Source organism: Polystyrenella longa (assembly GCF_007750395.1).
Taxonomy (GTDB): Bacteria; Planctomycetota; Planctomycetia; order Planctomycetales; family Planctomycetaceae; genus Polystyrenella; species Polystyrenella longa.
Genome location: NZ_CP036281.1, coordinates 1,804,701 through 1,818,734, shown reverse-complemented (window position 1 = coordinate 1,818,734; position 14,034 = coordinate 1,804,701). Strand labels below are relative to the sequence as shown.

Genomic DNA, 14,034 nt, shown 5'->3' with positions numbered 1-14,034 from the left:
ACACGTTGATGAAATGCGATCTTCAGTTACCTCATTTGGTCATTAATTTCACGGTCATGACAAAGCTCCAGAAATATCGCAATATTGGTATCTCGGCCCATATCGATTCGGGTAAAACCACCCTTACAGAGCGAATTCTGTTCTACTCAGGTCGAATCCACAACATGAAAGAGGTTCGCGGTGGCGACGGTGGTGCCACTATGGACTCCATGGACCTGGAGCGGGAAAAAGGGATTACGATCGCTTCTGCCGCAACAACGGTTTGGTGGAAAGACTATCAGGTCAACGTGATCGACACGCCGGGCCACGTCGACTTTACCGTCGAAGTGGAACGTAGTCTTCGCGTGCTCGACGGTGCCGTACTGGTGCTGTGTGCGGTTGGTGGTGTGCAGAGTCAGTCTTTGACTGTCGACCGCCAAATGAAACGATATCAGGTTCCCCGTATTGCGTTCATCAACAAAATGGACCGTACTGGTGCTGATCCTGACAACGTGATCAACCAGATTCGCGAGAAACTGAAAGTCACTCCGCTTCCCATGCAGATTCCGATGGGAGCAGAAGTTGATTTCCAGGGCGTGATCGACCTCGTCGAGATGCGAGCCGCATTCTTTGATGGCGAAAAAGGGGAAATCGTTCGTTACGAAGAGATTCCTGATGAATACAAAGAAAAAGCGGACGAAGCTCGTCACCATCTGCTGGAAGAGCTTTCTCTGTTCAGCGATGATCTGATGGAAAAACTGCTCGAAGAAGCGGAAATCAGCGTAGAAGAAATCCGCAAAGTTGTTCGAATGGCTACACTGAACCAGAGCATCACTCCTGTGTTCATGGGCACCGCGTTCAAAAACAAAGGTGTTCAGGAATTACTGGATGCTGTGGTGAACTATCTGCCAAGCCCGCTTGACCGCGATATTTCCGCGATCGATAACGGTGCGAAAGTCGAAGATGGTGAAAGTCAGCCACGTGTCACTTTGACACCGGACAAAGACTTGCCTCTTGTCACCATGGCCTTCAAAACCGTCATGGAGCAATTCGGCCAGTTGACTTACTTCCGTGTTTATCAGGGTGAAGTCAAAAAAGGTGATTCCTACATCAACGCTCGTACGGGGCAGAAAACCCGATTCGGTCGCTTGGTACGGATGCACGCGGACAGCCGTGAAGATGTCGACTACGCTGGCCCTGGAGATATTCTTTCTGTGGTTGGTGTTGACTGTGCTTCCGGGGATACGTTCACCAGTGGTGACGTTAATTACTCTCTGGAAAACATCTTCGTTGCAGAACCGGTGATCCGGCTCTCTATTGAACCAGCTCAGCGGGATGGTGCAGACCGTCTGGCGAAAGCTCTGGAACGTTTCCGTCGCGAAGACCCGACGTTCCACGTCATGTCTGACGAAGAAACGGGACAGACCATTATCGCCGGTATGGGACAGCTTCACCTGGAAGTATACACCGAACGAATCAAACGCGAATACAAGTGCGAATGTATCGTCGGTGAACCTCGTGTGGCTTACCGTGAATGTCCGACGAAAACTGTCGAATTCAACTTCAAACATAAAAAGCAAACGGGTGGTTCCGGTCAATTCGCTCACGTGGTTGGTAAACTTGAACCAATGACGGAAGATGAAGTTTCGGAAGCACCTTACGAGTTCGTGAACAGTATTAGTCAGGGTCGTATTCCTAAAGAATACATTCAACCTGTTAATGCTGGTTTTCAACGAGCTCTGGTAAAAGGCCCGTTGGCCGAGTGTGAAGTTGTGGGCGTTCGTGCCTACCTCGAAGACGGAAGTTATCACGATGTTGACTCTTCGGAGAAAGCTTTCGAAACTTGTGGTTTTAACTGCATGCGAGAGTCGTTGCTGAAAGCCAAAATGGCACTTCAGGAACCAATCATGCAGCTTGAAATTGAAGTTCCGGAAGAGTTCCAGGGACCGGCTACCGGCCACCTGGCAACCAAACGAGGCGTCATCACAAATACGGAAGTCAAACAGGGAACTTCGATCATTCTGGCTGAAGTACCATTGGCAACCATGTTCGATTACGCGAACGAACTTCGTTCCATGACTCAAGGTAAGGGTTCCTTCTCAATGGAATTTGCGAAATACAAGCAAGTTCCTACGAACTTGCAGCCTGAAATCATCGAACGTCGACGAAAAGAAAAAGAAGAACGCTTGGCGATGGCCTAATTCAGATTGGGCTGCCGTCCACGCAGTTTCTGCTTGATATAAAACGGAACCGTGATTCGATCTCATATCGAATCACGGTTTTTTTATTGGCTACCGCCTGCTATTTTGAACGAGGATTCCATCGCGTCCTCTTACTCGAAACCGAACTTCGGATTCCCCTGCCCCGTCTCCGCCAACAATAAAAGATGCCCACCATGAACACCCATAACGTCACCCCTGACTTGATGAAAGTGGCCATCGCCTCTGCGCGCGAAGCGGGCGGAATTCTCCAGGACTGGGTCAGTCACTTTTCCGTTAGTGAAAAAGGTCCTCAGGACTTGGTCACGGACGCCGATCTGGCGAGCCAGAAGGCGATTCAGAAGTACCTGCAGTCACGGTTCCCCGATCACCATTACCTCGGTGAGGAAGGACTCAGTCAAACGGAGGGCAAATCTCCATTCCGATGGATCATCGACCCCCTCGACGGAACCTCAAATTACGTACATCAATTTCCGTTTTACGCGGTTTCCATTGGGTTGGAATATGAAGGAAAACCCTACTTGGGAGTCATCTATGACCCAAATCGAGATGAAATGTTTACCGGAATAGTAGGTGAGGGCGCCTATTGCAACGACGTGGAGATGAAGTTGTCTCAGGCGACTCCTTTATCCGAATCACTGGTTGTGGCAAGCCTGCCCCGCTGTGCCGATCGAACCGATCCCGCTGTCGCTCGCTTTTTAAATATCCTGCCGCTCGCCCAGCACGTACAACGCACTGGCTCCGCTGCTTTAAACCTCGCTTATGTGGCTGCCAATCGACTCGATGGGTTCTGGTCGACGAGTCTCAAGCCCTGGGATCAATCGGCCGGTGTTGCGATTCTGCTGGCCGCTGGTGGGGTGGTCACGAAAATGGACAGCTCTCCCTTCGATGTCGACTGCCCTGACCTGCTGGCATGCAGTAACCCGACTTTGCAGTCGGAACTTAGTGAACAGCTATGCTTGGTTCCATAAATTCGACGTGGATCTTCACTGACGGCTCCTTGAGAGTCGTATCCAGCGAAGCGATATCGAGGTCACGAACTATTGGCAAGCCCGAATCGCGAATTTCAACCAAAGTTCAAGGACCATCAACTCAGGCCTCGATGTCGATGCTTTTAACAGAACTGCTGAAGTAGAATTCAGCAGGACATATAGGTTTTCGCCTGAAGACCATGGGAGCAACAAGGCTATTGCTAGTTGAATTCCCCACTTACAAACCGATTAATCGGTACAGTTGGAGAATTCTTCTGAAAGGGTCCAATTTAGCCAAATGTCCTTTATTGTTTGAGCAGTTTCAACGTAAATTAGTATGAGAGGAGCGTCATCCTATTCTTAAAAGCTTGAGATCGATGACCACTCTTACACTTCTTACTTCAATCGGAAGCGATTGTCTCCCACTGGGGAGATAGATATCTAAAAAGGACAGGGACTCAAGTTACCGCTCACAATGATCGTTGAATAACGTTCAGTTGTTGCACGATTCGAGTCTTGATCCAATGAGATCAGAGCACGGGGAACTGCTCGATATCGCCTTCAAGATTGATCTGATTAACGTACCTATCTGCATTCGAGGTTCGCTTGTGCGAGTTTTGACGATACTGCTGGGAATCGCGCTGCTCTGGAGCTACGACAGTGACATTGCGCGCGGACAGGAGTCATCCGCTCCCAAAACTGAAGCAAGTCCGATGGCCGCTGCCGAGCCGAAAAGTGACGCCAGTGAGGCGAGCAACGTCCCTCCCGCAAATACGAATAAGCCCGCTCCAGAGCAAAGTTTTCTGGTCGATGAGAACCAAAAAAAGTTACCGCTTCCAGCCGACATCACCAAAAGCATGAAACAATGGCTGGAGTGGCGTAAAAAGAACGAGACGACTGATCCGGTTCTGAATCAAACCGTCACCGAAATCCCCGACTTCAGCATTACCAGCATCATGGTCGAGGGGGAAATTCTCGAAGAGTTTGCCGAATTGGAGCTCACCTATAAAGTACAAGTCAATTCCGATGAAGGCGCCCAGATCATACCTCTGGGTGCCAAAGAGGGGACTCTCACCGACTTTAAGAGTACTGGTCCAGGCTACGCGCAACATCATCGAACAGATCCCAAAACTGGTTACTACTGGCTCATCGAAGGTAAAGGAACCTATGAGCTCAAACTCGACATGGTTGTAAAGAACCGGTTGAATTCGTCTTCGCAGATGCTTTTTCTTTCACTTCCCTCTGAGGCAACCATTCGCAAGGCATCACTGTTACTCCCTACTCTCGACTTGGAAATCTCGCTACCAGATACCACATTCCAGCAACGGGAATTGGAGACAGGGAAAACGGAGGTAGTGTTCCCCATTTTGAGCGATGCCATCAATCTGACGTGGAAATTTATACCGTTAGTCAAAGACAAACCGGTTGTCCTGCGATCCAGTACGAAAATCGAGCTGAGATTCTTAAGTGATCATCTCGAGAAATCAGTCCAGATGATGGTCGAGCAGACTGTTCAGCCTGACGAACGAGGAAGCTTCAAAACGTTGCGCATTCGATTGCCGCAGAACTTTGAAGTGGAAGAGGTTAGCGGCGAAGGTTATTTGAATCGTGAGGTTGAGGAAAACAATGAGATGACCGTCTTCCTGAAGGAACCGGCAACGGGCCAGGTCACGCTTAATTACGTCCTCACATTGAGACCACTTGAAAGCGATGAATTGATACTTGATGGTGCTTTTCAACTATTGAGTACTAGCCGTTCTACAAGTGACGAACAGACTTCGACTCAGATTCTGGAACAGCCTGGCACGATCACTATCCAGAAAGGGGAAAGCTTCCTCATTCGTAATATTCCGCAGGAGCGAAGTCTGATTCGTGATCTGAGTGCGGATAGCCTGGATTCACAAAAAAAGATCTCGCAGGCTTATAGTTTTTATTCGCAACCTTTTCACATGAAGCTCAAAGTCGAGAAAATTCCTCCTCTCAGTTCGCTCGATGCCCATTACGTCGTCTCGTTGAACCCGGATTTAGCAGAATCGGGTAAACTCAAGGTAGCTTTAAAAGCTAATTTGGCACTTAAGGTGTTGCGAGGTGAACTGAGCGAACTCACATTTGATTGGAACGAATTCTCAGACGAAGGATGGTCGACACCGTCGTTTAACGACCCAATCAATCAGTTAACGTATATTGAGAATATCGAATACGATGAAGAGTCTGGCCAGCTGCGTATTCGGTTTCTGGATCCTATTTCTGGTGAGAAGGAAATCAGCTTTCTCACTGAAAAGACAATCGACCTGAAAAAGCCCGAACTGGATTTCACATTGCCTCGTTTGGATGAAGAAATCCAACGACTCAGCGCCCCCGCCGTCACTTCGATTATTTCCTCACCCAACTTGGAAACACAGATAACTCCCAACGGCAAGACAAAGATTTCACCGCTCACTGCTAAAGAGCGGGAACTTTATTCTGTCGCGGCTTCAATCAAGGAACCTGAGAAGAATATTTCTCAGTGGTCGATTACGACTCCCAAAGATCAAAAGTTACATCTGAACGTGATCACTCGCAAACAGGAAGTAATTGCCAATACCCAACTAGAGCTACTAGAACATCAGAACAACTACCTCACCGTGAGACAGGTCATCTCGTTGGATGTTAAATATGATCCACTCAAACTGGTGCGTTTGTATATTCCGTCCGAACTGAGCGACAGCGAGTTGGAAGTGCGGGGCGCAGACAACAATATAATTAAACCTGAAAAAACAACTTCAATGGGAAGTGCATCAGAATTGCTGGTCACTCATAGTCAGGGCTTAGGTAAATTCCAGGTCTCGATCCAGTATCGCGTCGAACGATCAAGAGTCGATGAACAGGGCGGAAGACATTTTTTCCAGATCCCTTATTTCACATTGGAAGCAACGCCATTCAGCGCGGTGACTTTAACCAAGACTCAGCAACGCCAATACGACGTCGAACTCAACCCCGATAATTGGCAGCCTATCGTCGGTGACAATGAAAACACCTGGCAATTGAATACTCCTGATCGTGACAACCGCGATGTGACGGTTCAACTTATCCCCAGCAAAGTACTCACTGTGCAGGACTTTCAAGTTCCACTTGCTCTTTACAAAATCGATCTACGTTCTCAAAAAGAATTGTTGATCGAGGCCCGTTATCTGATTGAAGGTTCTCCGGAACAGATTCTGATTACGATGCCTTTAGGCTTTCAAAGTCTCACCATTGACTGGGATGGAGTGAATGTCGTCAAGTCTACCGAGCAATTGAAACGAGAGTGGCTAATCGACATTCCTTCAAATGAAATTGAAGGACGACACCAACTGGTTATGAGTTATCGTTTGAACCAGTCAAACAGCTCTAACTGGTTGCGCAGCTATCAGGTTAAATTCCCCCGTTTTTCATCGGAGATTTGGACTCCTCAAGCCATTACTGAAATTACCAGTTCACATTCCCAGCACTTACTAATTCCGCCAGAAAAATGGGCCCCCCTGTTTTCGTGGCAGCGTGAGGGACTTTTCTGGTATCGGCGCTCGGATGTAGAAAAGAATGAGAACGAGTTATACCAAGCTTTAAGTGGAAACGACGGGATCAACTATCGATACCATTATGATTTCGCGCGAACTGATGCAGGAGACTCTATTTCATTTCAAACGATCTCCCTGTCGATGCTGGTATTTTCAGGCGCTGGTATAGCTCTCTTATGCGGATTTCTTTTCCGTAGGATTTCTTACTTGCACAACAGCTTCGCATTCTGTGTGCTGCTATTCGCAATTGCTCTTGCGGGTCTCTGGTACTGGCCAATTATCCAAGTATTAATCCAACCTGCAATTATTGGGATCCTGTTCGCTCTTATCGCTGTTGCGATTGAAGAACTCTTACGCCGTCGTCATGCAACAGACTACTACGAACTGAACTCATCACGCGATTTCGTTGTTACTCCTTCCTGGCAATCGGGCATGCGATCTCAACAGATCGGATCAGAAGATTCGACTGCGCTTCGTCATCCATCTGGGCATCAAATTCCAGTGAGCACATCGGAGAAGGAGGATTCACCATGAGGAAGCGTATATTGCATTCCCTACTGACCTCTGAGAATCCTCTCTCGCTCTGTAGCGATTTCCCACAAATCACAAAAGTCCTCATGACGATCTGGTTTCTGCTGACTATCAATGCCTCCATTAGCAATGGTCAGGAGCAAGCTACGTCTACAGTTGCCGATCATCAACTGGAGTTCATCCGCGTTCCTGAAAACTTCTCTCCCCCGGATGGTTATACGCTAATCAAAAAAAAAGAGTTTGAGAAACTCTGGAATGAGAGTTCTATAGCTCTGGCCGCAAGGCCGTTGATGCTCAAGTCCGAATTCCGCATTCGGTTTAGTTCAAATGAACTGACTCCCACCAATTCCAGTCATCGCTCGTTTGTTGATGGTTTCTTTACTGGTGAAGTCTCAGCGGGGAAAGACAATAACCGGTTCCTGAACCTGTCCCCTCTCAACATTCTCATCAGCGAGCTTTCCTGGAAATCATCGCCTACGATTTGGGGAACACTGAGTGAGAATCAAATCGGATTAATGGTTCCTTCGTCTGGATCAATTGAAGGTCAATGGTCAATCACGAACCGAAGTGTATTCGAAAACCATCTGTATCAAGTTCAGTTACCTCCCTCCGCCGTCACCCGTTTGAGAATCAGTCTTCCAGAAAACATCAGTCTCGAACTGGAAGAAGGTGTCGTCCTTACGGAAGAGTCGTCTTATCCTTCACACCGGGATTGGATCTTGTCTCTGAAAGGATCAGTCGCGACATTCAAACTAACCTATGCGGACGATGATCAACCCGGCACGACTCCTCTCCAGGATAGTGCCGGCGGGACTAGTCTACCTGCGAATGCTTTTCAAGATTCTCAGTTGCTGCTTTCGGAAGAATCCCATCGATACAAGATTAAACAGGAAAGCCTGTCGATCAGTAGTGAAATCTCGTTCAAAGTACGCAAGAATCAGGTCGACAAAGTCGAACTGCAACTCTCTCCTGGATTGGAAATCACCTCACTTCGATACGGTGATATCGAAAATCTTTTCTGGGAAGAAGTATCCGAAGATGTCGAAGGGACGATTGTTCAGATACTGTTTCCGGACAAGATCCAAGGTGATCAGCATCGAATTAAGCTGGAACTGATCAGTAGCTTGCCTGCAAACCCTGGAGATGGAGGGGCAACGTTTGCATTACCTAAAGTTAAACTATTGAACAATCTGATTCTCAATAGTAACTGGGAAGTCGATATTACAAGACCGCTGGAACTACGCGATCACCATCCCGATAACCTGCAACTCGAATATATAAATGAAGGCCAGTTAACTACGTTGAAATTTCAACAATTGGCTCAAGACTGCGAGTTGGAAATTGAAGTCGGTTTTCCGGAAGTTGCAGTTGATCTTGCTCAGGTATGTTTCATCACTCGAGAAAGTACGGAATGGAACCTGACGACTGAAATCGCTTTAACCTGCACCCGCGGAATGATATTTAACCATGAATTCCGAATTCCACTCGGATGGGACATCATTGATGTTCGACAGCGTGGCCGTGGTACCCCGGATTCTAACAGTGCGTTCCAATGGTCAGTCACGGGGCCGAATCGAGAGCAATCTTTATTACACTTGAATTTCGCCGAAGGCATCGCTTCCAGTGAGACTGAAGCCGTTTTGATTGAAGCACGTTCTCAGATCCCCAAAACCCACACTGACCTGATTTTCCCATTCTTTCATTCGGACGAAGGGCAACTGGGCTCGTTGCTCGCTTTTTTGCCGAACTCGCTTATTGATCCCTCGGAAGATATCAATTCGAATCAATACATCAAAGAGATTCTGCGCGACGACCTTCCGTTCAACGTTCTAGATTTTGACATTGTAAACTCAGATCGTTCCACCGATGACAATATCGGTGTCCTGCAATTTTTAAATACCCGCGAGATTCCTTCCTTAAGAATCAACACACCCGAACAGAGTTTCAAGGTCACCGTCGAGACCAGCTATGTTGTCAATGAATCACAAGTTGATGAACGGATCAAGATTCTGATCGACCCGGAAGGTACCCGGATAAACAAAGTTTACCTCTTTAAACAGAGCGAATCGACATCATTAGAAATACAGGCGCCCTCGCTCAAGAATGTTTCGACATTACCACAGCCACTTTCAAAGTTCTCATACTGGAAATTGCCCGTTCAAGGAGAACTATGGGAAGCAACTTTAGAGTCAGGACAGTCTGAACCGTTTCGGTTGTTTATATTCAACAGCATCAATAAGAATCAATTCCTTAAAGGAAAGATTCCTCTACTAACCGTTCCCGGCGCAATGGAGTTCCATGCTTCATTTTCTGTCCAGAATAACTCTTCAGTGCCCATCAGACTGGATTCCCAAAGCCAGTCTGACCTTCTAACGCTCCCTCCTCTCCCGAAGAATGCTAAGCCGACCGATAAAGGACCGGCTTCGGAACTCATCGAATATAATTCACAGTTGTCTGATGATTTCGCGATTTCGAGCCTTAACCGGTCACCGGATGAAGATTATTTGCCTGCTTGCAGCCTGAAGTTGTTCACCACGATCGGGGTCAGTAGAGATCCAATTCAGCAATATGAAGCAATCTATGAAATTCCCCATACATCCAGTAAAGAGACCGTAACGTTAGAATGGCTTGACGAAATCGAAATAATTTCCAGTCATCTTGGCGACAAGAAACTGAACCTGGAGAGTGGCGTCAAACTTCCTCTGGAACAATTCTCAGAGGGTGGCTCGTTACGGATCCGTTATCGACTGTCCACTCAGGATTCAGAGTTCTATACACGGAACTTCCGAACTTCTTTCCCACGAATCTCACTGCCTGTAAAAGATTTCCGTTGGTTCATCAACACCCCTTCTCGGGAATATGTAACCACGGTTTATTCTAACGACGATCTTATTTACGAATCCACAAATGCACAGTTCCCCTATTACTTGTGGGGTCCTATCGGTCGAATTACCCCGGTCCGAAACAATCGACCAACTGTCGTCTATACGACACCGGCAGACGAACAGCTAACCCACCAGAATCATTCTTTCTATTTACGGCACATGTACATTCCTGAAAATATCTCCTTTCGAGTTATGAATTCAACAAATTATCATTTACTCGGTTCGTTGATCTTCTTTCTTTCTTGTCTGTTGACGTGCATTTTGAACTACAAATTAAAAAGCCACACGCTTGTCTGTGGTTGTCTTACAGGTATAACGATGGCGGCCTTGATGTTATCGACTGGTTGGATACAGCTTCCGTTAGGTGCTTTACTTTCAGGGACTATTCTCGGATGGGTCCTGTCTGCATGCATTCGTTTTATGTACCTGCGTCATCTCGCACGGAAAGAGATTCCTGAAATTCCGATCGGGAGTACAAAAGCTTACCCGGTCACCCCGATCTTGCTTTTCTGCGTGGTCTTCTTCAACTGCTGTTCTAATGGGTTCGCCCAGCAGCAACTTCGTTCTCAACGAGTGTCCCAAGAGTTCGCCAGCGAAAAAGAAACCATCTACATTTACCCTTATAATAAACGTCGTGACGACGATGTTTATTATTACGTTCCCTATACGTTGGATTATGAACTTCGCAATCGACCGCCAGTTCCCGACGTAAATTCGCACACATGGATTCTATCAGCGGATTATCATGTTGACGTTAAGTCAGCCGGAGGAGTAAGTGTTGTAGCAAATTATGTGCTCACCGTTCCCGAGACGGAGTCAACATATGATTTCATATTACCACTCGACTCGAAAGTGGCTGTCGATTATTGCCATATCAACCAAGTAGCTTTCGATAATTTAATTCCCATTCATGCGGGATTTAAATGTTCAGTCGACCGACGAAAACTACCAACCGCTGCGGAACGTCCTACATCAGAGAGCATCGATCTCAGCTCCAATTCGTCTGCCGCTCGTTTCCGCAAACTATTCCTGCAAATCAAGTTTTATCCGCGTTCGCTATCAGCAATTAAAGATTCCCGGGAATTCACATTCGCAATTCCAGCGGTTACCAACAGTAATTTAACGGTACAATCCGATCTTCAGGACGAGTTTCTATTCTTAAATGGAAGCGAGTTAAAGCCAGACACCTCCGATATTAAGTCCTACTCCATCAAACTCGGAAGCGTCAACACCATGAATTTTCGGTGGGCTAATGAATGGACACCGGAAAGTGATTACTTCCTCTGCGAGCGACAAACATGCCAGGCGAGTCTCTTTCCGACACGTGTAGAATTGACGTATCGCATTCAATACCTTTGGAATTCAGCTCTTCGTTTCGATGCGGGCAGCAGTTACCCGCTCACGTGGAAAGTTCCCGAAAACCTGATTATGCAGGAAATCCGAATCAACAATGAAGTCGTCGATGACAATTCTATTTTCGTTGATAAACAGGCTTCTCATTTCATTAATTATCAGCTTGATATTACACCTCGAGATAACATGTTTCCCGTGACTGTTGAGGCTCGTTTTGTAATGTCGGTCGTAGCCCCCCAGGCAGAGACTCCAGTCCGCATGACCATTTCCGCTCTCGATTCTCAAACGAACGGAAATACACTGGAAAACTTTTACATTGGCATCATCCCGCGTTCCAATATTGATTTAACCATGACGAACCCAAGTCAGTTTATGGACATCACGGAGTCGAACGATCAAGTTCGAACATTGTTTCCTCCACAACTGCAGGCGAAGCCCGGGCGAATTATCAAGTTGATAAAAGGTAAAGCTCTCGACTTTCAAATCCAGCGCAAGAACGCTTTATCACGCATAACTTCCGAAGAAGATTTCATCGATCTTTCGAGTCGATATTCTGTAAATGCAGAGATTAATCACGTTATCTGGACCTTTAACGGACGAGTTACTCCATTACCGAACCAAGAGGTATTCTTCCATGAAATAAAGATACCAGAACAAGTCAAAATCTCTACCGTTCGAATTAGTAATTTATCTACGGACCAGGACAATCCTGACGACTTGATGGGCCACTGGATCCGTGACAAAGAGGACGTGAGAATTTATTTGAACCAACCGGTTAGTTCCGAGTATCAGATTTTCATCTCCGGGGAGTATCCCTATATCCAGGGAGAACCTTATACTCTGCCTCTCGTCAAATTCAACAAGCTAATCGAGCGTTCGAACAGTGAGTTGCAGATAACGGTACCAAACACTTTAGAAGTCGATATCGAACCTCAAATGGTGGGGCATCGTACTGAATCGCAAAACCGTTCTAACATTATTCTTAACTTCAACAAAACAAATCCCCCGGCGCTCACGTTGCGACAAATTGAAGAACTAAAGCCTATTAAATCTCTTACGTCTATTCAGCCATCGCTAGATAAAAGAGGCGAATACGACATTAAGATTGATCTCTTTATTCCAGCGCGTACGGCGAGTAAGTCGTTGCGGATCCTCCTACCTGCAGAATTCGCCGGGCTACTGAATGAGAAGACGTTTACAAATGACGGAATTGTCTTTTCCATTCTAAACGAAACGAAGGATGGGCAGTTCATCGTAGAAGCTAGCTTGCCGGAGCAAGTTCCCTATGATCTTCTCTCTTCACTCCGATTGAATTTTCCAATCCCGATAAATCAGACATGGTCAATCAATTCCATTTCGATTGCTAGTAACCACCCTGTCGATTATTATCTTGCCATCGACAACACGACATTGCTGATTAATAAGCTGAATGGCCTGACAGAAGTTCCAGAAAGCTTAATCGAAGAGGATCCATTCCTACTCCAAAAAACAGACCCATTACTGATGTTATACCGCTTAACTGAAGGACTGGAGAAAGTGGAGTTTTCGAAAAACATAAAAAAACAGCCGACTATGGCGCAGTTCTTTCTACAGCATATTCATTGCGAATTACTCGAAGATCAAAACATTCTGGGCGAAACGACAATTATGGGACGATGCCCTGAGTCTCAGAACTTTCCCATCTATTGGGCGCCCGATTTTCAATTAAGAGGAATCACTCTGAATCAACAAGCCATTGCAGACTATCAGATCGAAGGTAACGGTTTATTGATTCCAGCGCCCAAGGGATATAACTTGGTCAAGATTTCCTGGAAAGCTCCGCTAAAACAGAGTTGGTCTGGCTACCTCCAAACACTACAATCCCTTCCTGCTCTGCAATCGGTCAATGCCCCAGAAACGCTATTCAGCCTTTCTTCACAGAACGATTATGTGTCCGTTCGGGGAGACAGAGCTGAAGGTCTGTCCGACAATCTACACGAACTTCTCGTGGTTAAAGATCTGTTAAAAGTCTATCCGAACTTAGAGAATGATGGATTGCGAACAGAGATGTTGAGTGAAATCTCGGGGTATTATGCTGCCCTACTCCAAGCGGGAATGGATAAGAAAAATCCAACGGAATTCAAGAAGCTGGAAATAGAGTTTCAACCAATTCGTGGAACACAAAAGCTTCCTGAAGTAATGATGCCTCCCGACCACTCCGATGCTCATTTGATACTGAAGAAAAGCCTGCTTAAACATGAGCTAAGCATTTTTTCTTTCAGTTATACAATCCCTGTGCGAATAGGTTTGCTCCTATTCGTTTCCGGAGTTTTTGCTCTCACCTATCGATATCTGGCTCGTAAAACCTGGTGGGCTTCTTCCCTAGCCCGATATGGCCTTCCATTCAGTCTCGCTCTCGTCGGACTAATCTGGTGGCAATTCTGGGTAATGCCGTTGGTCGGACTGTTAATCGTTATGGCCGCGACCGTCTTTATATTTTATCAATTCAACCGCGGTAAAATCGTCGACAGTTCCTATGGCGTTCCATTTGAAACACAGGAATAGCGGAACTTGTTCTCTG

General features: G+C 46.5%; 4 protein-coding genes. All 4 read left to right on the top strand.

All coding sequences use genetic code 11. The features are described 5' to 3' along the window. Positions 1-56: 56 nt before the first annotated feature. Positions 57-2,180, top strand: a complete 2,124-nt coding sequence (gene fusA / locus Pla110_RS06840) for an elongation factor G (protein WP_144994535.1) — start codon at positions 57-59, stop codon at positions 2,178-2,180. Between the two features lie 194 nt (positions 2,181-2,374). Next, entirely contained in the window at positions 2,375-3,169 is a 795-nt protein-coding gene (locus tag Pla110_RS06835) for an inositol monophosphatase family protein (protein WP_144994533.1), read from the top strand. A gap of 524 nt (positions 3,170-3,693) precedes the next feature. Further along, on the top strand, positions 3,694-7,239 hold the full coding sequence (locus tag Pla110_RS06830) for a hypothetical protein (protein ID WP_144994531.1): 3,546 nt from the start codon (positions 3,694-3,696) through the stop codon (positions 7,237-7,239). Continuing rightward, complete coding sequence (locus Pla110_RS06825; protein ID WP_144994529.1) at positions 7,236-14,018, top strand: hypothetical protein; 6,783 nt, start codon at positions 7,236-7,238, stop codon at positions 14,016-14,018. Before Pla110_RS06830 ends, Pla110_RS06825 begins: the two co-directional genes overlap by 4 nt. Positions 14,019-14,034 lie beyond the last annotated feature (16 nt).

Coding starts and splice junctions, on each gene's coding strand:
- fusA (WP_144994535.1), top strand. CDS start 57: ATGACAAAGCTCCAGAAATATCGCAATATTGGTATCTCGGCCCATATC.
- Pla110_RS06835 (WP_144994533.1), top strand. CDS start 2,375: ATGAACACCCATAACGTCACCCCTGACTTGATGAAAGTGGCCATCGCC.
- Pla110_RS06825 (WP_144994529.1), top strand. CDS start 7,236: ATGAGGAAGCGTATATTGCATTCCCTACTGACCTCTGAGAATCCTCTC.
- Pla110_RS06830 (WP_144994531.1), top strand. CDS start 3,694: ATGAGATCAGAGCACGGGGAACTGCTCGATATCGCCTTCAAGATTGAT.